Origin of the sequence: Pandoraea pneumonica (assembly GCF_049918595.1) — a bacterium.
Classification (GTDB): Bacteria; Pseudomonadota; Gammaproteobacteria; order Burkholderiales; family Burkholderiaceae; genus Pandoraea; species Pandoraea pneumonica_A.
Map to the genome: position 1 here is coordinate 847,698 of NZ_JBNCRZ010000002.1, position 26,686 is coordinate 874,383.

The 26,686-nt window shown below is 61.8% G+C and carries 25 protein-coding genes; 15 read left to right on the forward strand and 10 right to left on the reverse strand.

All coding sequences use genetic code 11. The features are described from left to right. The first annotated feature begins 38 nt into the window (after positions 1-38). From ACPWR9_RS10335 to ACPWR9_RS10370, 8 genes are all read left to right on the forward strand, one after another. Positions 39-1,367 carry an LLM class flavin-dependent oxidoreductase gene (locus tag ACPWR9_RS10335; protein ID WP_426297039.1) on the forward strand — a complete coding sequence of 443 codons (1,329 nt, stop codon included), beginning with the start codon at positions 39-41 and terminating at the stop codon, positions 1,365-1,367. Positions 1,368-1,437: 70 nt separating this feature from the next. After that, positions 1,438-2,418, forward strand: a complete 981-nt coding sequence (locus ACPWR9_RS10340) for an aliphatic sulfonate ABC transporter substrate-binding protein (protein ID WP_426297038.1) — start codon at positions 1,438-1,440, stop codon at positions 2,416-2,418. A gap of 206 nt (positions 2,419-2,624) precedes the next feature. Then, entirely contained in the window at positions 2,625-3,959 is a 1,335-nt protein-coding gene (locus ACPWR9_RS10345) for an LLM class flavin-dependent oxidoreductase (RefSeq protein WP_426297037.1), read from the forward strand. A 45-nt stretch (positions 3,960-4,004) separates the two neighbouring features. After that, positions 4,005-5,057 (forward strand): ABC transporter substrate-binding protein, encoded by a 1,053-nt coding sequence (locus ACPWR9_RS10350; RefSeq protein ID WP_426297036.1) that lies wholly within the window; start codon positions 4,005-4,007, stop codon positions 5,055-5,057. Then, the gene (locus tag ACPWR9_RS10355) at positions 5,054-5,869 is read left to right on the forward strand and encodes an ABC transporter ATP-binding protein (RefSeq protein WP_426297035.1); all 816 of its coding nucleotides are present in this window, start codon (positions 5,054-5,056) and stop codon (positions 5,867-5,869) included. Before ACPWR9_RS10350 ends, ACPWR9_RS10355 begins: the two co-directional genes overlap by 4 nt. Beyond that, positions 5,866-6,672 carry an ABC transporter permease gene (locus tag ACPWR9_RS10360; RefSeq protein WP_426297034.1) on the forward strand — a complete coding sequence of 269 codons (807 nt, stop codon included), beginning with the start codon at positions 5,866-5,868 and terminating at the stop codon, positions 6,670-6,672. The genes ACPWR9_RS10355 and ACPWR9_RS10360 overlap by 4 nt, the downstream gene beginning before the upstream one ends. After that, the gene (locus ACPWR9_RS10365) at positions 6,665-7,498 is read left to right on the forward strand and encodes an ABC transporter permease (protein ID WP_426297033.1); all 834 of its coding nucleotides are present in this window, start codon (positions 6,665-6,667) and stop codon (positions 7,496-7,498) included. Before ACPWR9_RS10360 ends, ACPWR9_RS10365 begins: the two co-directional genes overlap by 8 nt. A 42-nt stretch (positions 7,499-7,540) precedes the next feature. Then, on the forward strand, positions 7,541-8,434 hold the full coding sequence (locus ACPWR9_RS10370) for a sulfurtransferase (protein ID WP_426297032.1): 894 nt from the start codon (positions 7,541-7,543) through the stop codon (positions 8,432-8,434). A 66-nt stretch (positions 8,435-8,500) separates the two neighbouring features. Here ACPWR9_RS10370 and ACPWR9_RS10375 read toward each other — a convergent pair whose 3' ends face one another. Then, a complete protein-coding gene (locus ACPWR9_RS10375) occupies positions 8,501-8,896 on the reverse strand; it encodes a RidA family protein (RefSeq protein WP_426297031.1) in 396 nt (131 codons plus the stop codon). 165 nt (positions 8,897-9,061) lie between these two features. On the opposite strand from ACPWR9_RS10375, the gene ACPWR9_RS10380 reads away from it, so the two are divergent. The 3 genes from ACPWR9_RS10380 to ACPWR9_RS10390 all read left to right on the forward strand — a co-directional run bounded on the left by ACPWR9_RS10380 (position 9,062) and on the right by ACPWR9_RS10390 (position 12,532). Further along, complete coding sequence (locus ACPWR9_RS10380) at positions 9,062-9,991, forward strand: LysR substrate-binding domain-containing protein (RefSeq protein ID WP_426297030.1); 930 nt, start codon at positions 9,062-9,064, stop codon at positions 9,989-9,991. A 255-nt stretch (positions 9,992-10,246) separates the two neighbouring features. Next, complete coding sequence (locus ACPWR9_RS10385) at positions 10,247-11,884, forward strand: methyl-accepting chemotaxis protein (RefSeq protein WP_426297029.1); 1,638 nt, start codon at positions 10,247-10,249, stop codon at positions 11,882-11,884. 141 nt (positions 11,885-12,025) lie between these two features. After that, a complete protein-coding gene (locus tag ACPWR9_RS10390; RefSeq protein ID WP_426297028.1) occupies positions 12,026-12,532 on the forward strand; it encodes a hypothetical protein in 507 nt (168 codons plus the stop codon). Between the two features lie 29 nt (positions 12,533-12,561). Here ACPWR9_RS10390 and ACPWR9_RS10395 read toward each other — a convergent pair whose 3' ends face one another. The 3 genes from ACPWR9_RS10395 to ACPWR9_RS10405 form a co-directional block, all read right to left on the reverse strand. Beyond that, positions 12,562-14,769, reverse strand: a complete 2,208-nt coding sequence (locus tag ACPWR9_RS10395; protein WP_426297027.1) for a putative bifunctional diguanylate cyclase/phosphodiesterase — start codon at positions 14,767-14,769, stop codon at positions 12,562-12,564. A gap of 310 nt (positions 14,770-15,079) precedes the next feature. Continuing rightward, on the reverse strand, positions 15,080-15,658 hold the full coding sequence (locus tag ACPWR9_RS10400) for an isochorismatase family cysteine hydrolase (protein ID WP_426297026.1): 579 nt from the start codon (positions 15,656-15,658) through the stop codon (positions 15,080-15,082). 121 nt (positions 15,659-15,779) lie between these two features. After that, positions 15,780-16,397: a nitroreductase family protein gene (locus tag ACPWR9_RS10405; protein WP_426297025.1), complete on the reverse strand. Its 618-nt coding sequence runs from the start codon at positions 16,395-16,397 to the stop codon at positions 15,780-15,782. Positions 16,398-16,571: 174 nt separating this feature from the next. Here ACPWR9_RS10405 and ACPWR9_RS10410 point away from each other — a divergent pair, with 174 nt between their 5' ends. Next, positions 16,572-16,976 (forward strand): carboxymuconolactone decarboxylase family protein, encoded by a 405-nt coding sequence (locus tag ACPWR9_RS10410; RefSeq protein ID WP_426297024.1) that lies wholly within the window; start codon positions 16,572-16,574, stop codon positions 16,974-16,976. Between the two features lie 12 nt (positions 16,977-16,988). On the opposite strand, the gene ACPWR9_RS10415 is transcribed toward ACPWR9_RS10410, so the two are convergent. After that, positions 16,989-18,224, reverse strand: a complete 1,236-nt coding sequence (locus ACPWR9_RS10415; RefSeq protein ID WP_426297023.1) for an NADH:flavin oxidoreductase/NADH oxidase family protein — start codon at positions 18,222-18,224, stop codon at positions 16,989-16,991. Between the two features lie 79 nt (positions 18,225-18,303). On the opposite strand from ACPWR9_RS10415, the gene ACPWR9_RS10420 reads away from it, so the two are divergent. Next, entirely contained in the window at positions 18,304-18,753 is a 450-nt protein-coding gene (locus tag ACPWR9_RS10420; RefSeq protein WP_426297022.1) for a MerR family transcriptional regulator, read from the forward strand. 29 nt (positions 18,754-18,782) lie between these two features. Here the strand turns inward: ACPWR9_RS10420 and ACPWR9_RS10425 are convergent, their stop codons facing one another. Further along, the gene (locus ACPWR9_RS10425) at positions 18,783-19,802 is read right to left on the reverse strand and encodes a hypothetical protein (RefSeq protein WP_426297021.1); all 1,020 of its coding nucleotides are present in this window, start codon (positions 19,800-19,802) and stop codon (positions 18,783-18,785) included. Positions 19,803-19,924: 122 nt separating this feature from the next. On the opposite strand from ACPWR9_RS10425, the gene ACPWR9_RS10430 reads away from it, so the two are divergent. Both ACPWR9_RS10430 and ACPWR9_RS10435 read left to right on the forward strand, forming a co-directional pair. Next, positions 19,925-20,899 (forward strand): Ldh family oxidoreductase, encoded by a 975-nt coding sequence (locus tag ACPWR9_RS10430; protein WP_426297020.1) that lies wholly within the window; start codon positions 19,925-19,927, stop codon positions 20,897-20,899. A gap of 156 nt (positions 20,900-21,055) precedes the next feature. After that, positions 21,056-21,877, forward strand: coding sequence for a slipin family protein (locus ACPWR9_RS10435; protein WP_426297019.1), 822 nt, complete (start codon positions 21,056-21,058; stop codon positions 21,875-21,877). Here ACPWR9_RS10435 and ACPWR9_RS10440 read toward each other — a convergent pair. From ACPWR9_RS10440 to ACPWR9_RS10455, 4 genes are all read right to left on the reverse strand, one after another. Next, positions 21,862-22,983, reverse strand: a complete 1,122-nt coding sequence (locus ACPWR9_RS10440; RefSeq protein WP_426297018.1) for an amidohydrolase family protein — start codon at positions 22,981-22,983, stop codon at positions 21,862-21,864. The genes ACPWR9_RS10435 and ACPWR9_RS10440 overlap by 16 nt on opposite strands. Beyond that, on the reverse strand, positions 22,983-24,293 hold the full coding sequence (locus ACPWR9_RS10445; RefSeq protein ID WP_426297017.1) for an MFS transporter: 1,311 nt from the start codon (positions 24,291-24,293) through the stop codon (positions 22,983-22,985). The genes ACPWR9_RS10440 and ACPWR9_RS10445 overlap by 1 nt, the downstream gene beginning before the upstream one ends. A 99-nt stretch (positions 24,294-24,392) precedes the next feature. Further along, positions 24,393-25,685 carry a CaiB/BaiF CoA transferase family protein gene (locus ACPWR9_RS10450; RefSeq protein ID WP_426297016.1) on the reverse strand — a complete coding sequence of 431 codons (1,293 nt, stop codon included), beginning with the start codon at positions 25,683-25,685 and terminating at the stop codon, positions 24,393-24,395. Then, positions 25,682-26,668, reverse strand: a complete 987-nt coding sequence (locus tag ACPWR9_RS10455; RefSeq protein WP_426297014.1) for a hydroxymethylglutaryl-CoA lyase — start codon at positions 26,666-26,668, stop codon at positions 25,682-25,684. Before ACPWR9_RS10455 ends, ACPWR9_RS10450 begins: the two co-directional genes overlap by 4 nt. Positions 26,669-26,686 lie beyond the last annotated feature (18 nt).

Sequence of the window (26,686 nt, forward strand, 5' to 3'; positions counted from 1 at the left end):
GGCCACCCGGCCCGGTGATCTCACCGACGGCAGGCAAGATGGCAAAACGCGTTCGTCTCAATCTGTTCATTCATGGTCGTGGCCACCACGAGGCCGGTTGGCGGCATGCTGGCGCGACGCGTCTGCCGCTCACGGACATCGACTACTTTGCCGGTCTGGCGCGCACAGCAGAAGCGGGGCGCTTCGACTCGGTGTTTCTCGCCGATGCGCTGGCGCTCGCCGAAGCTGCCGAGCACGTCGCCACTGCGCCACTCGAACCTATCACCACACTCGCTGCACTGGCCTTCGCCACGCAGCACATCGGCTTGATCGCTACGGCGTCGACGACTTATACCGAGCCGTTCAATCTCGCACGTCAGTTCGCGTCGCTCGACCACATCACCAAGGGCCGTATCGGCTGGAACATCGTCACCTCATGGGTCGGTGCCGCCGCGAAGAACTTTGGTCTGGATCAGCCGATCAGCCACGCCGAACGTTATGCACGCGCGAATGAATATCTCGAAGTTGTGACCGGTCTTTGGGATAGCTGGGCCGACGACGCCATCGTTGACGACGCCGCCGCAGGGCGATTCGTCGATCCGGGCAAAGTGCGCAGCATCGATCACCGAGGCGACTACTACCGCGTAGCCGGCCCGTTGAATCTGCCGCGTTCGCCGCAAGGGTGGCCGGTGCTGGTGCAGGCTGGGTCATCGCCGGACGGTAAGGCGTTTGCTGCGCGTTTCGGCGAAGCGATCTTCACCGCCCATCTGAACAAGGCGTCGGCGCGCGATTTTTATGGCGACTTGAAGGGCGCGGCCGTTGCACGTGGACGGCGTGCCGATCAAGTCGTCATCCTGCCGGGCTTGAGCGCAGCCATCGGTGCGACCGATGCCGAAGCCGTCGCACTGCTCGAAGAACTCAATGGCCTGACCGACATCAGCGTGGGGCTCACGCGGCTCTCCGATCGTTTCGGCGGGTATGACTTTTCGCGTCTGCCGCTCGATCAACCCTTGTCCGTGGACGACTTCCCGAATCCCGCAACGGTGCAAGCCGCGAAGAGCCGAGCGGAAGTCATTGTCGGTCTCGTCGCGCGTGAGCGCCCGACGTTGCGCCGTCTGCTCCATCAATTGGCCGGAGCGCGCGGGCATTTCACGTTGGCCGGTTCGCCCGAGCGCATTGCCGATGTTATTGAAGACTGGGTCGACGATGGCGCGGCGGACGGGTTCAATCTGATGCCGCCGGTGTTGCCTGCGCAACTCGATCTCTTTGTCGAGCATGTCGTGCCGATTCTGCAACGCAGAGGACGACTTCGTACCGAGTACGACACCCAGACATTGCGCGGCCACTACGGACTCGATCGTCCGGAGAACCGGCACTTCACGCGCTGACTTCATCCGTAGAAATCACGACTCGCCGCCGCATCGTCTGACGCGGCCGAACAGCATTCCAAGGTTTGACATGGCAATTTCTCGACGTACCGCACTGTCCCGGCTAGGCACGCTTGCCGCTGCGACGCTCGCCGTGGCCCACGCGCCGCGTTTGCTCGCCGACGCTGCATGGCCCGGCGCCATCCGTATCGGCATTCAGAAGGGCGACCCACTGGTAGCGCTGCGCGCGTCTGGCAAGCTCGAAGCAGCCCTTCGCCCGCATGGTGTAGCCGTGAAGTGGATCGAGTTCGTCTACGGCGCGCCGATGGTCGAGGCGATCAACGCAGGCGATGTCGACGTCGGCGTTGTCGGTTCGCCGCCGCCGATTCTCGCGCAAGCGGGCGCCGCGCCATCCGTCGTGTATTTGGCGGCGGGCAGCCGCTATCAAGACGGTTACGCCATCGTCGTGCCTGCCAACTCACCTGCGCGCAACATCGCAGACCTGCGCGGCAAGAAGATCGCCTTCGCGAAGGGGTCGCAAGGGCATTTGTTCGTGCTGCGCGCGCTGGCCGATGCGGGCATTGCGCCCTCGGACGTGCAGTTTGCCTATCTCTCGTATAGCGATGCCCGTGCGGCCATCGAGCGCGGCTTTGTCGACGCATGGTCGGTGCCTGACCCGCGTTATGCCGATGCCGAAATCGCCAGCCACGTACGCACGCTCGTGAAGATCGGCGACTTATCGGTGCCGCAATACGCCTTCTACATCGGCCCGCGCGCCTACGCCGAGAAATATCCGGCGACGCTGCGCACCCTGTTCGACACGTTGAGCACCGATATTGCCGCGCGCTTGGCCAAGCCGGACGAGACTGCCGAGCTGCTCGCGCAAAACACCGGCGTGCCGCTCGACGTGTGGAAGCGCGCTATCCCGCGTTTGGAGTGGGGTGTGCAGTACCCGATCGCTCCCGACGTCATCAAGGCACAGCAGGCGAATGCCGACCTGGCGTTCCAGACTCGCCTGATCCCGCGCGCAGTCGACGTGCGACAGGCAGTCGTCGATATCCGTAGGGGCTGAAGAAGTGGTGCTGTCTGTGTGAATTTGCTTAGCAGATATTCGAATTTGTCATCAGGCAGCCGAACTTTATACTGGGTTGCGACTGTGGGCGAGGCGGCGTTTGCCGCCTGCGCCGCGGTCAATGTGGTCCGGGAAGACGACTGAGCAGGCGCTGCCAACGAAGTTACCCGCGCCGGTCTTTGACTTCGTTTTCCCGAATACCTCGCATGCCTACGAATGCCCCGCGTCAAATGAATCTGGCCGCCTATGTCATGGCGGGTCCAGTGTCCGGTCATCACGGCGGCTGGCGTTATCCGTCCGCCCAGCACGACATTCTCAACGTCAAGTTCTATCGCGACATCGGGCGTCTGCTCGAAGCCGGCAAGTTCGACATGATCTTCCTGCCGGACATTCAGGCGCTGCCGCGCCGTCTGGGCGACAGTCTCGATTCGCAATTGCGTCACGGCGCGCTGGGCGCGTTGCGCCTCGATCCGCTGGTCGTGCTCTCCGCACTTGCTGCGAGCACAGAGAAGCTTGGATTGGCCGCCACCATTTCCACGTCCTACTTCACGCCGTTTCACGTCGCCCGTGCGCTGGCATCGCTCGACCACCTGAGCGCTGGCCGTGTCGCGTGGAATATCGTGACGTCGTTCCAAGACGCCGAAGCACGCAATTTCGGTCTGGCCGAACAACTCTCGCGCGAAGACCGCTACGACCGCGCGGACGAATTCGTTGAAGTCGCATGCAAGCTTTGGAATAGCTGGCACGACGACGCTCTGACGCTCGACCGTGCCGCGCCACAATTCGCCGACCCGTCGCGTGTGGCACCGATTGCTCACCACGGAAAGTGGTTCGATGTGGAGGGGCCGCTGAACGTGAGCCGTCCGCCGCAAGGCCGCCCGGTGTTTATCCAGGCAGGCGCATCAAGCCGCGGTAAAGACTTTGCCGCGAAGTGGGCCGATGTGATTTTCGTCACGCACTCGTCGCAGGAATCGGCCCAGAACTTCTATCAAGACATCAAAGCACGCGCGGTGCATCACGGTCGCAACCCCGACGACGTGAAGATTCTGTTGGGCATGGTGCCTGTCGTCGGCGAGACCGATGCCATCGCACGCGATAAGCAAGCATTGCTCGACGACTTGTGCGATCCGGAGGCCGGGCTCTCCACGCTGTCGTACCAATTGGACATCGACCTGTCGCCATTCCCGCAAGACGGCGTGCTGCCGGATCTGGAAGTCGGCGGCGTGCAGGGGCATTACAAGGAGGTGGCCGAACTCACGCGCAAGCAGGGCTTGTCGTTGCGCGAGATCGGCAAGCGCTACGGCATCGGCCCGTTGCGCGACTTCAACGGCTCGGGGGCGGCCGTGGCGAACACGATGCAGCAATGGTTCGACGCTCGCGCCTGCGATGGCTTCATGGTGCAGATGCCCTATCTGCCGGGTGGCGTCGAAGACTTCGTCCGGCTCGTCGTGCCAGAACTGCAAGCGCGCGGCAGCTTCCGCGCCGAGTACGGCGGCGAGACGTTGCGCGACCACCTCGGTCTTGCGCGTCCGGCGCATTAAACGTCCTGTTAACGCCTACATAACAACGACTTCTCGCACACTGCCATGCCTACCCATTCTTCTTCGCGTCATTCGTCGAGCCAAAGCCGACGCCGCTTTATCAAGCAAGGCGCGGCCGTTGCCGCCGCATTGTCCTTCCCGATGATTGCCCGTGCGGCGCCGCCTGTGATTCGCTACGCCAGCGCGGGCGTGGTCGGGCCGGGTGAGTTGGAGACGGTGATCTTCAGCGACTGGTTCAAAGCGAATGTGCTGAAGCGCCACGGCAAGGACTACGTCATCGAGACGACGACCGCGCGCGGCACGCCCGGCGTGGCTACGCTGCTGGCTGCCGAGCAGGCGGATCTCGGTACGCTCGCCTTTACGAGCCTGGCGACGACGATTGCGCAGGAAGCGGTGCCGGGCGGCGTGACGGCAATTGCCGAAATTCACCGCGACGCCGTGCAGGGGTATGCGTCGAACCCGTTCGTCGTACTGTCGGACAGCCCGATTCGCACGATTGCCGATCTCAAAGGCAAGACGGTGGCGGTCAATGCGTTCAATGGCAGCGTCGACATCATTCTGCGTATTGCGCTGCAAGCCCACGGTCTCGACCCGCGCAAGGACGTGCGCGTGGTGGAAATGCCGTTTGGCAACATCGGCCCGGCGTTGCGCCAGAAGCGCATCGACGTCGGCGTACTGGCCATGCCGTTTCAGGTGGACGAAGCCAAGAAGGGCGGTATTCGCACCGTGTTCGACGCGGTGGGAGTCGTGCCGCCATACCCGGTGCTGTTTCAAAGCGCCCGCACGAAGTTTCTCAAGTCGCAGCCTGCGGCGGTGCGCGCTTGGCTGGCCGACTATGTCGATGCACAACGTTGGATCTACGACCCGGCAAACCGTAAGCAGGTTGTGGCACTGACGGCCGATCTGGCGAAAACACCGGCGGCGTCGCTCGACGAGTATTTCCTGACCCCGAAGGACTTCTATCGCGATCCGAACGCGACGATTTCGGCCGCGAGCTTGCAGCCGCCGATCGACGCCATGGCCAAGCTGGGTTTGTTGCCCAAGCCGGTCACGATTGCGCCGTACGTCGACGCGTCTTATCTCCCGCGTCGCGCATGAGTCCCATCGCTTCCCACGACGACTCGCCGGCGATTCACGTCGCCGGATTGTCGAAGTCGTTCGACAAGAGCGGCGAGTCGGTGCTCGCGCTCGATCACATCGATCTCGACGTACCTGCGGGCAAGCTGGTGTCGCTGGTCGGGCCGTCAGGCTGCGGCAAGAGCACGCTGCTCTATATCCTTGGCGGGTTCGTGCAGGCGTCGCAGGGCACGTGCTCGACGTTTGGCGCGCCCATCGTTGGCCCGGGCGTCGACCGCGGCATCGTGTTTCAGGAATACGCATTGTTTCCTTGGCTCACGGTGTTCGACAACATTGCCTATGGCTTGCGCCGCAATGGTGCGGATGCCGACACCGTAGCCCGGACCGTTGAGCGCTACATCGCGCTGATTCATCTGAAGGGCTTCGAGCACAGGTTTCCTCGCGAGTTGTCGGGCGGCATGCGTCAGCGCGTGGCACTGGCTCGCACGTTTGCGAGCGATCCGAAAATTCTGCTGCTCGATGAGCCGTTCGGCGCGCTCGACGCGCAAACGCGCGAGTTCATGCAAGACGAGTTGCTGCGCCTCTGGTCCGCGTCCGGTAAGACGGCCGTCCTCGTGACGCACGATATCGACGAAGCCGTGTACCTGTCGGACACGATCTACGTCATGTCGCGCCGCCCGGGGCGCATCGTCAAACGCATTGACGTCGATCTGGATCGGGCGCTCGGCCGCGAGGCCACGATGCTTTCGCCGCGCTTCGCGCAGTTGCGCAACGACGTGTGGCTCACCGTGCGAGAGCAAGTGCGCGGGGCTGAGTACGAGGCGGTCGCATGAACGGTCGCGTGCTCTCCGGGTTGGCTGTCCGGCGCTTGCCCAGCGCGAAGACGGTGACCGGCGTCGTGTCGGTTGGCCTGTTGTTCGTCGTCTGGCACGCCACGACACGGTGGCACTGGCTGCCCGAAGGCTTTGTGCCGCCATTGGCCGATGTTTGGCGCGCGGCGGCGCATCTGGCGCGAACCGGCGAGCTCTGGGACAACCTTGCCGCCACGCTTCGTGCGAGCTTTTGGGGGTTGGCTTCAGGATTGCTAATCGGCGTGCCGACGGGCTTGCTCATGGCGACGTCGAACCGATTCGAGCGCATCGTGGCGCCCGTAGTTCGCTCCACGTACGCGTTGCCCAAGACGACGCTGATCCCGTTGCTTGTGCTGTGGTTCGGTGTGGGCGGCATGACCAACATCGTGGTCATCGCCGTGACGACCACGCTGCCGCTCATCGTCTATACCTTGCGCGGTGCGCAGGAGGTGCCGCGCGTTTTGCTATGGAGCGCACGCTCGCTCGGCACGTCGCGTGGCGGGTTGCTCTGGCGTGTGGTGTTGCCGGGTGCCATGCCGCAGATTCTCACTGGCGTACGCGTGGCGTTCGGCTTCACGCTGCTTGTTGCGATTTCGTGCGAGATGATCGTGGCGAATCAAGGTATCGGCAAATTGATTTCGCAGTACGGGGATCAGGGCAGCTATGACTACCTGTTCGCGGCGCTGCTCGCGACGACGGTCATCGCTTATTTGGCCGACCTTGCGCTTCGCAACGTCAGTCAGTTCTGGCTGCGTTGGCACGAGGCGACTCAACATCATGACTAAAGCCAACGTATTGAATGCTGCGACGGCGACACAGGCCGTCGACGCCCGGCCAACGAAGCGGGCAATGAAGCGGGCATCGGAAGGGCTTCGCTGGGCAGAGCGATGGATTGCGCTCGTCATCTTGCTTGCGCTCTGGCAAGCCGCCGCGCACTACGGATGGGTGCGGGCTGTTTTTCTACCATCGCCGACGGTTGTCCTGCACACGTTGTGGCAACTCATCGGGACGGGAGAGTTGTTCGTCACGCTGGGCACGAGTCTTTGGCGCGCGTTTGCCGGTGTCGCGCTGGCAGCGTTGGTGGGAATTCCGGCGGGGTTCCTGATGGCCGAGTCGCGGTTTGCGCGCTGGTGGCTCTCGCCTTACATTGCTTTTGGCTTTCCGTTGCCCAAAATCGCGCTGATCCCCGTGTTCACCGCATGGTTCGGGATGGATAGCTTGTCGAAAGTCGTGCTCGTGTTTGCCACGTGCGTGTTTCCGTTCATCGTGGCAGCACACGCAGGGGCCACATTGGTTTCGCAAAAGCTGCGCTGGGCCGCGCTTTCGCTCGGCACGAAGCGGGGCGAGTTGTTCCGGTTGATCCTGCTACCCGCCACGGTGCCAGCGATGCTTTCGGGGCTGCGCATCGCGCTGCCGATCGGGCTCATTACTGTGTTCACTGCCGAGATGGTGACAGGCGGCGGGCTTGGTGAAGCCATCGTCCAAGCACAGCGTTACTTCCAATCGCCGCAGGTATATGCCTACGTGATCGTCACCATGGTCGTCGGATATCTCGCCGACGCTGGCATCGCAGCATTGCAGCGGCGTTTTGCTGCGTGGGCCACCGAGTGAGCGTTTCGGCCCAGGGCCGTGTTCAGACTTTCGAATTCAAAAATGACAACTCATGCTGCTACGCCGGTGATCGAGCCCGGCTTTCTCGTGAACACCGCATGGTTGGCGGCGCATCTGCACCGCCCGGACCTACGCCTGTTCGATTGCAGCGCAACCATGGTGGTCGACCCTGTCATCAAGCAGCGCGTCCATCCGGAGCGCGAAGCGTTCGAAGCCGCACATATTCCCGGCGCGCAGTTCATCGATATCGATGCGCAGCTGTCGGATCGGCATCACCCGATTCATCTGATGTTGCCGCCGCCCGACGCGTTCAAGACGGCGGTAGAAGCACTAGGTATTCGTCGCGACAGCTTCGTCGTCATCTACAGCACCGGCACGCCTTGGTGGGCCACTCGCGTGTGGTGGATGCTGCGTGTCTATGGCTTTACGAATGCGCACTTGCTCGATGGCGGCTTGGCAAAGTGGCTGGCGGAAGGGCGTGAAGTCGAACAGGGTCCGGTGAATGCACCCGCGCCCGGCGCGTTCAGCGTGGCGCAGCCGTTGCCCTATGTCGCAACGCGCGACGACGTTGAGCGGGGACTGCACGCGTCGGACGTGCGTCTGGTCAACGCGCTGCGTCCGGCACAGTACAGCGGCGAGGAGCTGCCGCGCAAAGGGCGTCCGGGCCATATTCCCAGCAGCGTCAACGTCCCGGCGGCAAGTCTGCTCGATGATGCCTCCGGAGCGTTGCTCGACGATGCCGCGTTGCGCGAGCGCTTCTCCGCAGCGGGTATCGGGCCGGAGCGCGCCGTCATTGCTTACTGCGGTGGCGGTGTGTCCGCAAGTTTGGTGGTCTTTGCGCTCATGAAACTGGGTCACCCGGATGTGCGGCTTTACGACGCTTCGCTGGGTGAATGGGGGAGTGCGCCGGAGCTGCCGATGCAGGTTGATATTTAGCGTGAGGCGGGAGCAGGAGTGCGCCGTCGCGCTGTGCCCCGCATGTGATTGCCGTAGCTCACAGCATCACATCGCCGGTAGTTTCGCGATCACCTTGATCTCGAACTGGAAGCCGTACAGCCACGTCACACCCACGGCGGTCAGCGTCGGATGAGGCGCATTGCCCCAGTACTCGGGCACGATTTTCCACACGCGCTCGAAGATGGCCGCCGGGTCCACCATGAACACCGTCACATCGACCACGTCGTCGAACGTGCAGTCTGCCGCTTTCAATATGGCGTTGAGATTCTCGAACGCCCGTCGCACTTGCGCTTCCAGATCGGGCTCGGGCGAGCCGTCTTCGCGGCTGCCCACTTGCCCTGAAACGAACAGCAAGCCGCCGGCACGCACAGCAGGCGAGTAGCGGTTGCGGTCATACAGCGCCTGACGGCCCGGGGGAAATACCACGTCACGCTTCGTCATGCATCTTCTCCATCGGTGGGCCGGTGTCGGCCCGGGGTTCACGGTGAATGCACTTTAAGCGGGGGCGGGACCGCGATAAACGAGCAACTGCACCCATCACTGTTTGTAAAATGCAAACAATCGCAAGTCCCCCAATGCCGTGTTTTCGACTGTCAGGAGGTTCCCTTGGACCGATTCGATGCCATGCAGGCGTTCGTGCGCGTGGTGGAGGCGGGCAGCTTTACCAAGGCCGCCGAAACGCTGCACATGAGTAAGACGAGCGTGACGCAACTGGTGCAGCAACTGGAGGCGCGGTTGCGGGTGAAGCTGCTCCATCGGACGACACGCCGGGTCAACGTGACGCCCGACGGGGCGGCGTATTACGACCGCGCTGTCCGGCTGCTCGCCGATATGGACGACGCGGAAACTAGCCTTTCCGATGCATCGACGCTTCCGCGTGGGCGCTTGCGTGTCGATGTGCCGAGTCCGTTTGCCAGCATGATTCTCGTGCCCGCGTTGCCCGATTTTCACGCGCGCTATCCGGATATCCAACTCGACATGGGCGTGAGCGACCGCATGGTCGATCTGATTGGCGAGAACGTCGATTGTGTAGTTCGCGGCGGCGAACTGACCGATCAGTCGCTGATGGCGCGGCACGTTGGCGATTTGCGCTTGGGCGTGTACGCCGCGCCGGGGTATTTGGCACATGCGGGTGTGCCGTCGCATCCGCGTGATTTGGAAGACTCGCATCATCGGATCGTGGGTTTTCGCTGGTCGCGCATCGGCAAACCTCTGCCGTACGCCATGCACCGAGGCGATGAGCGAGTGACGGTGCATGGCAAGTACGCGCTGGCGGTCGATGACGGCAACGCCTACCTCGCGGCCGGGCTGGCGGGGATGGGCGTGCTGTGGTTGCCGGCGTACATGGCGACGGCAGCGGTGGCCCGTGGGGCGCTGGTACCGCTGTTTGAAGACTGGTCGTTGGACGTCATGCCGATGTACGTGGCGTTTGCGCCTAACCGGCACGTCAGCGCTAAGCTTCGTGTGTTCATCGATTGGATCGTTGAAGTGATGGCGACTAACGGGCTTGCCCCGGTGCCGCAAGCCCGCGGCTAGGGTTGGGCTGCTCGCAACCGGGGGGCACCCGACCGTAACCGGCTGTTTTCTCAAGTTTTTCACCTTTGCGCCGTTGGAGCCCTTAGGGGCCATTGCGGCCCTTGAACCTGCCATGCCAGCCGGGCGACGAGACTGTTGCGCGGCAAGCCCAGGCAACGATGACACGCGTGCGTTTGTCATGCATTTCGGGCAGCATGGCGGGCGGCGACCTCCGGGGCCGGAGGCTGCTCTCCCGAAAGAAAGGCGAAAGCGCAAATGTTGAAGAATTGGACGATTCGTTGGCGGTTACGGTTTGCGGTGGCAGGGCTTGCCACGCTGGTCGTAGTGGTGGGTGGCCTGACCCTTGCAGGCTTGCGCGAGACGGTGGGCAGTCTTCGAGAGGTCTACAACAAGGAACTGGCCAGCACACGGCTGCTCGGCGAGTCGGAGATTCAGATCGGGCGCGCCCGTGCGGTGGTGCTCAGAGCGCCGCAGGCGCCCACGGCGGAACTCAAGGCCGACGACATCAAGAAGGGAACGGTCTACTGGGGCGAATCGGAGAAGGCATGGCAAGCCTATCTGGCGTTGCCCGCCGACACCGACGAGCAACGTCTGGCGGCGCAGGTGACCAGCGCGCGGCAGGCGTTGAAAGATGCGCTCACGCTGGTGCAGAACGGCATCTCGTCCGGCCAGACCGACGCTTATTACGAGCAGGCGGCGGCCCTTGGCAAGCGCTATACGTCCTACGTGAATGCCAATGACGCCCTCAAGCAGCTTTACGATGGACGCGCCAAGACGAGCTTCGAATCGGCCGAGTCGGCCTACGACCGGCAACTGGTGTTGACGCTCTGTGCCATTGGGTTTGCCGTGATTGCGGCGTTCCTGACGGCGCGCGCGCTGAACCGGGCGATTACCCGTCCGCTGGAGGACGTGCTCGAACACTTCCAGGAAATTGCTGATGGCAACCTGCGCCGCGCCGTTCAGATCACGTCGACGGACGAGATGGGGCGGTTGCTGGAGGCGCTTGGTGCAATGAAAGCGCAGTTGGGCGACACGGTGGCCAAGGTGCGCAAGAGCGGTGAGGCCATTGCGGCGAGTGCGCGCGAGATTGCCGCGGGCAATCTGGATCTGTCGTCGCGTACGGAGCAGCAGGCAGCGTCGCTGGAAGAGACAGCGGCGAGCATGGAGCAATTGACCGGCACCGTGCGCCAGAACATGGAGCATGCACATCAGGCGAATCAGTTGGCGCGTCAGGCGAGCGAGCAGACGGGTGCGGGCGACAGCGCCATGGCACAGGTGACCGACACGATGCGTCAGATCGATGCGGGCTCGGCGAAGATTCGCGAGATTATTTCGTTGATCGACGGCATCGCGTTTCAGACGAACATCCTTGCGCTGAATGCCGCGGTGGAAGCGGCGCGTGCAGGTGAGCAGGGGCGTGGCTTTGCGGTGGTGGCTAACGAGGTGCGCACCTTGGCGCAGCGTTCGGCAAGTGCGGCGCGCGATATCAAGACGTTGATCGAGACATCGGCCGAGCGCTCGGCGGCGGGCAGCCGTATCGTCGGTGAAGCGGGCGCTGCCATGCAGGAGATCGCGGGCAGCGTGCGCCGGGTGACCGACATCATGGCCGAGATTTCGGCAGCATCGGAAGAGCAGACGGCCGGGATCGATCAGGTGGCGCGCGCAGTCACGCAGATGGATGAGGTGACGCAGCAAAATGCCGCACTGGTCGAGCAAGCTTCGGCAGCCGCGCAGTCACTGGCAGAGCAGGCGGAGTCGTTGAAGCAAGCGGTGGCGGTGTTTCAATTGGCGCAGTCCGACGAGCCGAGCATGCCGAGTTTTAGCGCGCTCGGTCACGCCTCGGCGGCAACCGCAGCAACGGCACGGGGGCGGTTGCATTCGGTGGTGTCTTGAGTGCGTGAAAACAAATACTTCGGGGGCCGCTAGCCGACGAGAAATTTGCTTCGGGGTCAAAAATCTTGAATGCCATCTTTCTGATGAGTACCTGAGTGAGCGCGAGAGGACTAACGAGAAGTATCTGTAAAGGAGAGTGTGGTGAAAAGTCGAAAAAGACTTATTCAAATACATATGCAGCAGGCTCAGTCGCGTGCTCTACGTCTTATCGCCTTTACGGGGGCAGTGTTCCCCGGCGAGTGGAGCGATAGTTGGGCGGAAGTTGTCGTTCCAGATATCCTCGAATTTGGATTTCATGCCAGAAAAGTGAGTGAGTTCTGTGGGCTAATGAACCACCCCTTTCCCTCAATAAACACAAAGATTCTGACCTTTTCTGAAGGTGATCCTGGTTGCTGGGAGGAGAGCTACCGAAATGCACTTAATGCGTTGATGCATATGAAATCGTTTGTGCTGGGACATGCGCACGCCGACCACCGAAGGATATTTCTTCAAGCTCAGTCAAACTTGATGACTACTTACATAAGAGTTGAAACCGACAAATTTTCAGAAGTCACGATAAGCATCTTCGGGATCGCAGAATGCTTTCTCAATCATGTTGTGCCGAAAGCGCGCGACTTCGTCAACGCGCTAAGCTCTAACGAGTCGTGACTATCCATCGATTTGCTGTAGACATCTCGTTAAGCGCGATTCAACTGCCGCCCACCCCAGTCGCCACGTCGCCCGACATCGAACGTCGCCCCAAATTCCAGTGCTGGCATTGGTTTCCCGAAGAGATAACCCTGGCCTTCGTCGCAACCTAACCGGCGTAAGTTGTCTCTCTGTTCTGCGGTCTCCACACCTTCCGCCGTCGTGCGCAAATCGAAGCTTCTCGTCATATCGACGAGCGCCCGCACGACGGACGCATCTCGCTCCGACTCCACCATCGCCTGCACAAACGATCGGTCGATCTTGATGCGGCTAAGTGGATAACGTCGCAGCAAGCTGATCGACGCATAGCCCGTGCCGAAATCATCAAATGCAATGCCGACACCGTAATCGCGCAGACGCTGCAATGCATCGAGCACGACGTCGTCGTCAAGAACGATGCTCTCTGTGACTTCCAGTTCGAGCGCTTGCGGCGGCAAACCGTGCCGATTGAGCACTGCAATCACTTCGTCGACGATGCTGCCAATGCGGAACTGCAAGCCGAACAAGTTGACGCCAATGCGAAACGACGGTGCCCCGTTACGTCGCCAGAATGCCGCTTGCGCGCAGGCTTCATCCAACACCCATGCACCCACTGCCGCCGCCAACGGTCCTCGCTCGAGCGCAGGCAGGAACGCCGCAGGGGACAGCAACCCACGCTGCGGGTGTCGCCATCGAATCAGCGCCTCAGCACCCGTCAACGACCCATCCGCAAAATCCACCTGCGGTTGATAGAACAGCACAAACTCGCCGTCGTTGACCGCGCGGTGCAACTCGATGTTGTACACACGGCGCTCCACTGCCTCCATACGCAACGCTTCAACGAACACGAACACCTGTCCCGGCCCATGCCGCTTGGCTCGCGAGAGCGCAAGGTCGGCGTTGCTAATGAGGCTGAGCGCTTCGTGCGCGTGCTGTGGCGCGACGGCGATGCCGCAACAGGCCGTCACACGTACGTCGAAGCCGCCGATGACCATCGGTTCGGCGATGGCTGCGGCTGCGGCATCCGCCATCAATCGCGCGTCCGCAGGGTTCGTCACCCCCGGCAGCAACAGCGCAAATTCATCCGCGCCAATCCGAGCAACGGTGTCGTCGGGCCGCGCGAGGCCGCTCAACCGGCGCGAGACTTCGCAAAGAATGCCGTCACCCACTGAATGCCCGAGCGTGTCGTTGACGTCCTTGAAGCTATCGAGATCGATGATCACGACCGCAGCGCCGGTCAGGCATGCCGACGTGACTTCCGTGTTGCGATAGAAGCTTGCGCGATTGGCGACGCCGGTCAGCACGTCGGTGCTAGCAAGCCGCTTAAGCGCATCTTTCTCGTCGCGCAACGTACTCAGGTCATGCACATGCGCGTTGAAGGTCAGTACGCCGCTCTCGCGCCAGCAGAACAACGATGCACTCAGCAGAAACTCTGCGCCGTCTTTCCGCAACCCATAAACCACAGACGGCATGGTCAACCCATCGACCGAACCCATGGTGACCACCTGCGAGATCCGATCACGCAGCGCAGGTCGCCCGTGTTCGGGCACTAAGGCTTCAATTGTCAGACCCGGCGCGTCTTTGATGTCATAGCCGTAGAGCGTAGAGGCCGCTAGATTCCAGTCGAGAATCTTGCCGCTCTCATCGAATCGGATCATCGCCGTGGGCGAGCGCCGTTCAGGCTCCGCGAACGTGCGCCGGTCGCGCTCGACAAAGAGTTCCACGCGCCGCAATTCGAGCCGATCCGAGGCCATTCGCGCAAGCTCGCGCAGACGCTCGCAATCGACGGCAGAAAAATCGTGTTTTGGTTTGTTGTCGATGACGCATAGCGCGCCAAGCGCATGCCCCCCCACCGACATAAGCGGCACGCCCGCGTAGAAGCGCACTTGCGAGTCGCCGGTGACAAGCGGGTTATCGTGGAATCGGTCGTCGCGGGTGGCGTCGGGCACCACTAGCACGGAGTCCTGAAGGATCGCGTGAGCGCAGAACGATGCGTCCCGGCTCATATCGACGTCGCCACCCGAAAACCCCGTCGCAGCAGCAAAAAATACATGATCGCTGCCGACCATATTGACCGCCGCCACAGGGACGTCGAACATGTGCGCCGCAATACGAACGACGACATCCAGACTCGGTAGCGGACGGTCGCTGCCCAGGCCGTATTCCGCCAACGCGGCAAGTCTCTCGGTATCCATCGGCAATACAGGGGGACACTTCATCAGTGGTCTCCTCGCCTGAAAGCGGCGCTATCGACAAACTTCGGGAAGCGTTTGCATGCGTGCAGACACGAAGCGTACGGCGGTCAACACAGACCGTGGTACGTTCGAACAAGAGAAGCCCCGTGAGTGACGCTTTGCGTTATTTCTGCCGGATTGGTACCCGGCTGAATTCGGATAATTCGTCCCGATTGAGCGGATTATAGTGCGAAGTTAAGCACTTATGTATTCATGCTAATTCGGGATGCCAATCGTATTGAAATGACACATTGGGAAACGCAGTTTCATACTTGCGTTTGAAGCCGCGGATATGTCAAGCGGCGAGTAATGCCAATGCGTCGACAAGGGTGAGTACGGTGGTTCGCGATTCGAACGCCGTCGAAAACAAATGATCGTGTACGACTTGATCCGGGTCGTAGCAGCAATCTTTGACAGTGAATAGCCGAAAGTCGGCATCGCTGGCATAAGCGATCGACGACAGCATCACGCCGGTCGACGCGATGCCCACCATGATCAACGTGTCGATCCCGCGGGCAGAAAGCCGCACTTGCAAGTCGGTGCCGTAGAACACGCTGGCCCGGTGCGCGACGACAACGGTTTCGTTCTCCCGGCGGCCTAATTCCGGTGAGACTCGGTCGTCAACGAATAACCCCAATTGCTTGACGCCTTGACCATTCTTGTTGAGCGGACTGACTTCCGGATAACCGGGGCTGAAATGGAATTTGGCGAAATAGACATCGACGCCTTTAACACGGGCGGCATCGCACAACTGGCGGGTATTGGAAAGCAGGGTAGGGGCAACCGAGGGAAACAAATCCAGAATATCGGTCTGGTAATGCATGACCAGCAGAGCAGTTTTCTCGGGATGAATGTCCGGAATCGGCATAGTCATTGTGCGCACGATGGGCGTGTTCTAAAGAACGATCAGCGACTCTATCACGCCCGTCTTGAAACGAAATAGCAAAACGGGCGCCGAAGCGCCCGAGGGTATTTTTCACTAAAGTGAGATCAAATCAGATGGACAAACGCCCCAGCCATTCGCGCACGTGATTGGCACGTTCTGCACGCGGCTTGACTTCAGCATCGGCTGGCGGCGTGCCGACGAACAGGAATCCAAGAATTTGCTCGTTCGGTTCAAAATCCAGCACTTGATGCAAATCCTTGTCATACGCGTCGGGGCCGGTGGCCCAGAAACCGCCGTAACCGAGGATATGCAACGCGTTAAGCATGTTCATCGTTGCTGCGCCGACGGCCAGCAATTGCTCGCCCGCCGGTACATTCGTCTGCGTCGACACAGACGCCGCGATCACGATGATGAGCGGTGCCGCAAACGCCTTGCGACGGCGCTGCTCGTGGGCCTCGGGACCTGCGTCGGGATTTCGCTTGGCGGCGATTTCCACTAACGCCTGCCCAAGATCCTCGCGCGCCTCGTCGCGCACGACGACAAAGCGCCACGGACGCAAGCGGCCGTGGTCCGGCGCGCGTAATGCCGCATCGAATACCAGATTGAGCTCGACGTCGCTTGGGGCCGGTTCGGACAACGGCCAATGCGATTGACGCGAAAGCAACGCATCGAGCGCCAACTGACGCGATGCATTGACCGGGCTAGCAAAATCGGTGGTCGTACCCATCACAAATTCTCCAGAAGCAGATCAGCCATCATCCGCGATTCTTCTGGAAAAATCAAAATGATTCTCATTTGCGATTATGTCTTGCATTTTATGCAAGATGGCGTGTCGCGCAAGTCATAGGCGAAAGCTTGTAATCTAGCGCTTCGCCCAACGTCCACCGCAAAGGCCTATCTCATGAGTCAGCAAGCCCCTGTCGAATACGCAAACGCCACGCCGGAAGTGAAGGCCGTCTTCGATGACATCAAGACGACACGTGGTGTCCCCGACGTCAACAATTTCTGGAAGTTTATTGCGCAGCACCCGCCGACGCTGACGCGCACGTGGGACAGCATCAAGGATGTGATGGCGCCGGGCGCGCTCGATCCGCTGATCAAGGAATTGATTTATGTCGCAGTGAGTGTGACCAACAATTGCGGCTACTGCGTGGCGAGCCATACGGCTGCCGCACGGCGTGCGGGCATGACCGACGAGATGTTCGGCGAGTTGCTCGCCGTGGTCGGCATGGCCAATGAAACCAATCGGCTGGCAGTCGGCTACCGGGTGCCGATCGACCCGGCGTTCGAGCTGCCAGCCAAATAAACTGCGACGGCGTTATTGGGCGGCGCCACGCGACATCCACCGCCGATAGCGCCGTGTTTGGCAGGCCGTCGAGATCTGTTGCAGGATCAATGCCTTGAGCGGCGATACGTCCGGCTGCGTCCTACGGCCTGCACTCAAACGATTGAGCTGGAACTTCACGACGGCCATGTTCGCCAGCGAGCCGAGCGCCTTGTTCTTCCATGTGATCGGGCGCAGGTTCGGTTCGCTGTGCTTGCCGTCTCGCCAGCGGGTGGGCAGGGCCGGGTCGATAGACAAGGCCGTGGCAATGCCGACCATCGCCACGCCGTCGTTGACGACCTGTTCTGCGACGGCTTGGCGGCGAATACCGCCCGTGACCATCAGCGGCATGCGAGCCACGCCCGTAATCTCGCGGGCAAATTCCAGAAAGTAAGCTTCCCGCGCCAGCGTGCGTCCGTCGCGCGCTTGCCCTTGCATCGCAGGCGCTTCGTAGCTGCCGCCCGAGAGTTCCACCAGATCGACACCCAACGGGTTGAGCAACTCGACCACGCGCTTAGCGTCTTCGGCACTGAAGCCGCCACGTTGGAAGTCCGCCGAATTGAGCTTCACCGCGACGGCAAACCCCGGTGAGACGGCTTTGCGCACGGACCGGACGACATCGAGCAGCAAGCGAGCACGGTTTTCCAGGCTGCCCCCCCATGCGTCCCGCCGCTTGTTCGTCAGCGGGGACAGGAACTGACTCAGCAAATAGCCGTGTGCCGCATGGATTTGCACACCGGTAAAGCCGCTGCGCTCGGCGAGTTCGGCACTCCGGACGAAGCGTGTTTGTACGTCGGCGATGTCGTCAGGTGTCATTTCTCTGGGGACGGCGAAGCGCTTAGATAACGCACCGAGATCCAGGGCCACGGCCGACGGGGCAACCGTAGGCTGGCCGAGCGCGGACTGCATTTGACGCCCGGGGTGGTTGAGCTGCATCCAAATTTGCGCGCCCTGCGAGCGTGCGGTGTCCGCCCAGCGCCGGAAGCGTTCGAGATGCGCGTCGTCTTGCAGCACGACGCCGTTAGGGCCGGTCATGGCCTGCGCGTCGATCATGACGTTGCCGGTCAGAATCAACCCCACACCGCCGCGCGCCCAAGCGTCGTAAAGGCGGAGCAGCGCGTCGGACGGCGCATGGTTGGCGTCGGCCATGTTTTCTTCCATGGCGGCCTTGGCCAGGCGGTTCGGAATTTGGGTGCCGTTTGGCAGGGTAAGGGGGGTGAAGAGCGTCATTGTGTCGCCTCCTCTGTTGACGATGAGGGCACGATAACCTTAAAGTTCACTTTAATGTCAAGCGCTGCGGAGGCGGACGATGAAAATTGGTGATCTGGCGAAAGTCAGCGGCCTGGCGGCGTCGAAAATTCGCTTCTACGAGGCGCAGGGGTTATTGCCCGACGCACAGCGGCAGGCTAACGGGTATCGGGAGTACGGCGACGACGCGCTCACACGGCTCGACATCATTCGCCGGGCGCAGAACGCAGGCTTCTCGCTCGACGAGATTCGCGCGATTTTGCCGCCCGATCTGACCGCGTGGCCCCACGACACACTACTTGAGGTGCTACGTCGAAAGGTCGCGGAGATCGAGCGGCTGGAGCAAAGTCTGGCGCAGAGCAAGCACAACATCTCGGCGCTGATCGATGCGATCGAGCAGCGTGGTGAGGGGGAGGGCTGTGGAGAGGCGGCCCAGCGGGTGCTGACATCGCTGCGCAACACCCCGGTGGACCCACCGCTCACGAATGGGCGCGCGCGCAAACGGGGCTGAGCACCGAGCAGCGACCCGTCAGCACGTCCTTATTCCATCGAGACCCAGCACTCGTTACGTCGGTTGTCGTACAGCACGTTGTGTCCCTTGTATTCGGTCGGGCACGCGGTGCCGCGAAAGCGCACGTCACCGGGTGATTGCGCGCGCATCCAACTTTCCTCTTTGCTGCCAGCGGCGATATCGGCGGCGCGGTCCGTCGGGTTGCAGCCCTTGCCCTCGCACCAATGCGCCTGAACGGTTTCGCCGCACGTATTGGCGATGCCGTACCAGTACATGTTCTTGACCGTATCGTCGAGCTTGACGTCCACGATCTTCAGGCAGTTCGGCGATTGCTTGAGGACGAGGCGCTTTTTGCTGTTGCCGGCGATTTCGTCATGGGCTGCCGTCGACTTTGCCGTAATTTCCACAAATTTGGTTTGATGGGTGCGGTCGATGGCGTCGGCGCTCCAGCCAAGTTCGTCCAGTCGCGCCGCGATAGCACCGGCAACGCACTGGTTGGCTTGTTTGCTGTCGAGCTGTGCGGGGTCGGCGAGGTCGCTGTTCAGCTTGTGGAGCCGCTCGCGTAACCGTGGTGCGTTGCCGAGGTTGATGTCTCGGTAATCGGTTTCCCAGAAGCTGCGCGCCAGGTCGGTCAGCCGGGCGCGTGTCATATCCGGGCGGGAGGCGACCAAGGAGTCGCGCAGGGAGTCTTCGCAGTTGTAACCGGCATTGGTCACCAGCGCTTGCTTTTGCTGCGCGGCGGGCTGGTACTGTTGGGCAGCAGGGCGTGGCGTGGGCGCCTGATACGACGGCGCGGGGTCGTCATTCTGCTGCGCAGGCGCACTCTGAGGTTTCGAGAGCGCGTTTAGCGTGTTCATGAGAATCTGCGTGTTGACGTTCGCGTTACCGTTCCCGCCCGATTTGTTTGCATTCGACGGTGTCGAGGGCGGCGGTGCCTGCGTGGCGGCAGTGGTGGCCAAACCCGCGGCGAACGTGACGCCGACGGGTGCATAGGTGAGCGTAGCGGCCAACGCTACAGCGGTGATGACGTTCGTGATGGACGTGTGCATTTTCCTTCCCCTCTGATAATGGCGTTCAACGCTGTTTCGCGAGAATCGTCGGGAATTACAGCACAAGCGAATCCCGTCTCCATCCTTCATTTGATGGATGAGCGGACGACTACGAGGAACTCATGCGACTGGAAATCGAACAGGCTAAGGAATTCGCCCGCAGTGCTGTCATGGCGGTTGGCGCTGACGAGCCGACTGCCACGTCACTCGCCAATGCCACTGTGGCCGCAGAACTGTCAGGCCATCCATCGGTGGGCTTTGCGCATCTGGTGGATTACCTGGACGGCTTCTCAACGGGGCGCATTGCGAGGTCGGTTCAGCCGGGCATCCTGTTCCCCACGCTGACGACCCTCAAGGTCGATGCCAAGCAAGGCATTGCGCAACTCGGCTTCGACATGGCGTTCGAGACGCTTGTCGAGAAAGCGAAGCAGTACGGCGTTGCGCTGTTCGCGCAGGCCAATAGCTACACCGCCGGGGAGTTGGGCTATTACACGCGGCGTCTGGCCGACACCGGTCTGGTTTGTCTTGCGACATCGAATGGCCCCGCGCTCGTGAGCACACCGCAAAGCCGCCAACGGGTATTCGGCACTAACCCGATGTCGTTTGCGGCCCCGATTGCGGGCGGTGCCCCGATGGTGATCGATCAGGCGTCGAGTGCGACGGCGTTCGTCAACATTCGCGAAGCGGCCGCGCGTGGTGATGCGATCCCCGAGGGATGGGCGCTGGATGCCGGAGGTCGCCCCACGACCGACGCCAACGACGCGCTCAAGGGAATGTTGCTTGCGTTTGGTGGCGCGCGGGGCGCCAACATTGCTTTGATGGTCGAGGTACTGTCCGTGGGCCTGACGGGCGCCAATTGGTCGCTGGACGCGCCTTCGTTCGAGCGTGGCGAAGGCTCGCCGGGCGTTGGATTATGCATCGTCGCGATCGACCCGGCAGCGCTCGCCCCGGACTTTCCCGACAGAATGGCGCTTCAGGTCGAGCGATTGTCCGCCAAAGGTATTTATGTGGCTGGGCGGGCCGATTGTCTCGACTTCGTAGATATCGCACCGTCAGTGCTATCCGAGATCAAACGCTATTGCGTGCACAACCTATGATGAATAAAGACCCAATCAATCAGCAGAAGAAGGGTGCTGACACATAGCCGCAGAAGTCTGGCGTAAGGACGGCCTGCCCAAACCGGGCGGGCGTCTATATCGCGGGTGGACCGAGACCGAGAGTGATGACGAGACGCCCGCAGGAGGCGTTTTTTCATGAACCCGATCACATCGTTTCTCGTATTGGTCCTTTTGCTGCTGGGTGCGGCAGCCGGTCTGTATATCAATCCTTACTTGGCACCCTGTTTCGTGGTGGCGGCAATGTTGCTCGCTTCCACGCTGAAGATGGCGAACGCGTGGCAGAAGTTCGTGATTTTGCGGGCGGGGAAGCTTCAAAGCGTGAAGGGGCCGGGGCTATTTATGATCTTGCCCGTCGTCGATAACGTGACCGCCATCATCGATACGCGTATTCAAACGACGGCCTTTAACGCCGAACAGGCGCTGACGAAGGACACCGTGCCGGTCAATGTCGACGCCATCATCTTTTGGCATGTCCACGACGCGGAACGGGCGGCGCTCGCCATCACGGACTACCGGCAAGCCATCGACCGTGTGGCGCAGACGTCGTTACGCGAAATGATTGGCGCGTCAATGCTCTCGACGTTGCTTTCCGACCGGAAGGCGTCCGATGAGCAGTTGCGCGCGGATATCGGTGCCAAGACAGCCGCATGGGGCATTGCGGTGATCTCGGTGGAGGTACGGGACGTGGCGATTCCGGTGGCGCTCCAAGATGCGATGTCCCGACAGGCGCAAGCCGAGCGGGAAAAGCAGGCCCGTATGATTCTCGGCTCGGCCGAAGCGGTGATCGCAGCGCGGTTCGTCGAAGCGGCCACGATCTATGAGGGTCATCCGCAGGCGTTGCAGTTGCGCGCGATGAACATCATCTACGAGACGACCAAAGAGCGAGGCGCCACCATCCTCATGCCGTCGTCGATGGTCGACAGCATGAACCCGGCGATGCTTCACCCCAACCGATAAACCTTCGACACCGTCTCGCGGAACAGGCTGGCACGTTCCGTTGCGCTCGCCTGTGCCGTCAGACGTTTGAAGGCATTCCATCCGTTATTGAACGAGTACGAACCTTTATCGACCGGGAAATTGCTCTCGAACATGCAGCGCTCTGCACCGAACGCTTCGATGCAGGTGTGCATCCACGGCTTCCACGCGTCGGCCAGCGCCTGCGACGTGGGCGGCTTCTCGCCTTTCTCGAAGTCGAAGCCGTTGATCCGCATGCCCAATCCGCCCACTTTCACGTAGACGTTCGGCAATTGCGCCAGCTCGCGCATCGAGCGCGACCAGCGCGTGAATACCTCGTCTCTTGCGTTCTCGTAGCTGGCAATGCGCACCACGCCACCGCAGTGATTGACGATGAACGGCGTCTGCGGATACGCCTTGGCCAGATCGAATAGCTCCGGCAACTGCGGGAAGAACAGCCACGCATCGTACGAAAGCCCGAGCGGCCCCAACTGCGCCACGCCCGCCCGATAGTCCTTATCGAGCAACAACCCGCGCGGTGCTGCCGACAACGGATTGACGAGCGTCTGGTCCGCGTCCCACGTCACCAGATGGCGCACGCCCTTGAACCGGCCTTGCCCCGCTGCGAGATGCGCCTCGAGCACATCGCGGACCGCCGCGCCGCGCCGCAGATCGGCATAACCCACCATGCCCTGCGCCACGCGTGGCGACGAATGTTGCAACGGCACAGTGATATCGGCCACGAACTGCGTCTCGCCAACCGGCCGCAATGCCTCCGGCCCGGACTGGCGATAACGCGTGAGCGCCTGCATGAACACCGACGCCGTAATGTTGTGCCCGCCACGGGCATCTTCCAGATACTCGTCGAGCAGGTAAATCCAGCCCGGGCGCTCGTAGAAGTGGTGATGCGCATCAATGATCGGCAGCGCCGGTTCAAGTGCGGCTTCGTTGCCCGACGCCAGCCATTCGGCGCGTACAGGCAGATAGTTACTGGTCGCCGTCATAGGGCGGGATTCCTCCTTGGCAAACGCGCGCGTGGCAGAGAGCGCAGCCGATGCTGCAACTGCCTGCAAGAGCTTGCGGCGCGACGGTGATGGAATACGGTGCATTATTTCTCCTCCTGCGGGAAGGCGAACAGGGCGAGGGTGAGCAGGGTGGTCACGCCGAGAACGACGGCCAGACCCAGCATGCCCGCCGTGAATGTGCCGAAGCTGTCTTTCAGATAGCCCACCAGATAGGGCCCGGCAAAGCCACCCAAAGCACCGATCGAATTGATGAGCGCGAGGCCGCCCGCTGCCGCTTGTCCCGACAGGAACCGCGCGGGCAACGTGAAGAAGATCGTGCGGCCAGCAATCGTGCCGATGAGGGCGAGCGTGATGCCGGTCATCGCAGGCACCAACTGGTCGAAGTACGTCGACACGCCCAGCGCGACGGCCCCGATCAGCAACCCCGCCGCCAGATTCGCGATGTGGCCGCCGCGACGGTCTACACGCTTAGCCCACCAGAGCAGCGCAATCGTGGCGAAGAAATACGGCACGGCCGACAGCCAGCCCGTCTGCGTCACGCTCATGCCATGCGCTTTGAGCATCTGCGGCAGCCAGATCCCAATACCGTACGACCCCATCGTGAAACCGAACGAGATCGAGGCGAGCAGATAGACGCGCACGTCCTTGAGGGCTGCACCGAAGTCCTTCTTTTTCTTGGTCGACGAACCTTCTCGCTCGAACGCTTGTTGCAGCGCTTGCCGCTCATCCGGCGTGAGCCACTTGGCGTCGGCTGGTTTATCGGCGAGCAACTTCAACACTAGATAACCCAGCAAACACGCAGGCAAGCCCTCGATGATGAACATCCACTTCCAACCCGCCAGGCCCAGCACGCCGTCCATTTGCAGCAGCCACGTCGACAGCGGGCCGCCGATGAGCGACGACAACGGCGTCGATACCGTGAACCACGCGAGTACTCGTGTGCGGTAGTTGGCAGGAAACCAGACCGCAAGGAAGAAGATCACGCCGGGGAAGAAGCCCGCCTCACCGATGCCGAGCAGAAGTCGAATCGCGTAGAAGCTCATCGGCCCGACTGCCAGTGCCGTCGCCGCCGCGAAAATGCCCCACGTGATCATGATGCGGGCCAGCCAGCGTCGCGCGCCAAAGCGGTACAACGCGAGGTTGCTCGGCACTTCGCACAGACAGTAACCGGCGAACATGATGCCCGCGCCCCAGCCGAACTGCGTGGCCGTCAGGCCAAGATCGCGGTTCATCGTGAGGGCTGCAAACCCCACGCTGGTGCGGTCGAGGTAATTGAAGAAGTAAGCGAGGGCAAGCAACGGGATGAAGCGCCACGCGGCCTTTTGCACCGCGCTATGCTCCAGCGTGTCGCTCGTCGGCATAGGCGCCGACGTGGTACGGGATAACGATGTCATGGTTGTCTCCTGCATATTGCCGGGTGGGCTTGCCGTGCAACGGTCTGCACAGCCCGGCGTTCTTGTGTGTGCCTTACGGATTCAGATCGTTCAGCGAATTCAGGCGCTGGCCAGCTCCACGGGCGACGGCTGTGCAGCGGCGGCATCAGCCGCTTGCGCTTGCGCGCAACGAACCACACCGGCATCGGCGAGCTGCGCGATGTCGGTGGGCGTGTAACCCAGTTCGGTGAGCAAAGCCTGCGTGTCCTGACCCAGCGAAGGCGGCGCTGCGCGTAGCGGCAGACGCTCGCCCGCGAGCGTGATCGGCAGCAGTGCGGTACGGGTGTTCACCGGTTCGCCCGCAGCACTCGCATCTGCGGGCAGCGTGACTTCCGCCAGACCACCGGTAGCGAGCAGGTGCGGGTCGTCGAACAACGCCTGCGGCTTCGTGATCGGTGCGTAGGGCAGTCCGGCTCGCTCGAAAATCTCGCCGATATGGGCGGCGCTGAACGCCTCCATGTGTTGGCGAAGCTTCGGCATCAGCCACTCACGTGCTTGCACGCGTTGGTTGTTCGTGGCGAGTCGCTCGTCTGCCTTGAACGCATGCAACCCGAACGCATCGCAGAAGAGTGCCCACTGCGTGTCGGACACCACGGCGAGGAAGATCTGCTCGCCATCTTTGACGGTGAAGACGTCGTAGACGGCCCAGGCAGAGATGCGGCTCGGCATCGGTGCGGCGGGGCGGCCGGTCACGGCGAACTGCATCATGTGCTGGGCCATCAGGAAGACGTTGTTCTCGAACAGCGCACTCTGTACTTCCTGCCCCTGACCGGTGCGTTCGCGCTGCGCCAAGGCGGCCATTGCGCCAATGGCGCCGAACATACCGCCCATCACATCATTGACGCTCGCGCCTGCGCGCAGCGGCTTGCCTTCCGGTCCGGTCATGTAAGCCAGACCGCCCATCATCTGCACAACCTCATCGAGCGCTGTGCGATGGTCGTAGGGGCCGGGCAAGAAGCCCTTATGTGATACGTAGACGAGTCGCGGGTTGAGCCGGGACAACGTCTCGTAACCCAGCCCGAGCTTTTCCATCGTGCCGCTCTTGAAGTTCTCGCTGAAGACATCGGCGTTGGCGAGCAACCGATGCACGATTTCGACGCCGCGCGGGTCTTTCAGGTCGACGGCCAAACTCTTTTTGTTGCGGTTGAACGTGCTGAAGAACCCCGCGCCCGAACCGCGCAGTTGCCGCGTGCTGTCGCCCGTCATCGGCTCGACTTTGATGACTTCTGCGCCAAGGTCGGCCAGCACCATCCCGCAGGTGGGGCCCATCACCATGTGGGTCATCTCGACGACGCGCACGCCGCTGTAAGGCAGGGACCGATCGCTTTGTGCGCTGTTTTTTACTTCGCTCATTGCGCTTCTCCCAGCAGACATCCTTCCGGTTGCGGGGCGCTCGGGGCGCGTCCATCCGCGTATTGGAAGCCTTTCGGAAGTCCTGCATTTTGTACGTGGCCGTACAACGCTTCGCCCGGCAACGCTTCTGCAAGCACGGTGCGCGCTGCGGCGAGTGCGTCGACATCGACACCGGTGTCGTAGCCCATGGCTTCGAGCAGGAACACGAGGTCTTCGGTGACGATGTTGCCTGTCGCACCGGGAGCATAGGGACATCCGCCCAGCCCGGCCTGACTCGCGTCGATGGTCGTCACGCCCGCATCGAGTGCTGCGACCACATTGACCAGACCCTGACCTCGCGTGTTATGAAAGTGCGCGCCGCCCGCTTTGCTGCCGACCTCGGCTTGCAAGCGACGGAACAGCCGGCGCACCTGCACCGGATTGGCATAGCCGCTGGTATCGGACAAACCGATTTCATCGACGCCGCACTCGGCCATCGCAAGGCACATACGCATCGCCTGGTCATCGGTGACGGTGCCCGCGATTGTGCAACCGAAGGCGACCGATACTCCCGCTTCGATCTCGACATCCGGGAATTGCGCGTCGCGAAGCGCCACGATGGCGCGGACTTCTTCGATCATCTGCGCCGTGGTTTTGCGGATATTTGCCATCGAGTGCTCGTCGGTCACCGACACGGGCAACGTCAGCTTGTGCACACCGGCCTCGAAGGCGGCCTGCGATCCGCGCAGATTCGGCGCAAGCACGGCGACGCGCAGCCCGGGAATCGCCAGCGCGTGCGCAACGACTTCGTGAATGTCTGCCATCTGAGGCAGCAACTTGGCCGGCACGAACGAACCGACTTCAATTTCTTTAAGACCGGCAGCGGCCAGTGCAGAAATCCAGCGCAGCTTGGCGGCGGTCGGCATCACACGCTTCAGACTTTGCAGCCCGTCGCGCGGTCCAACTTCGCTCACCAGCACTCGGGGAGCAGCGGATTGTGTCATTCGGAATCTCCTGAAGTT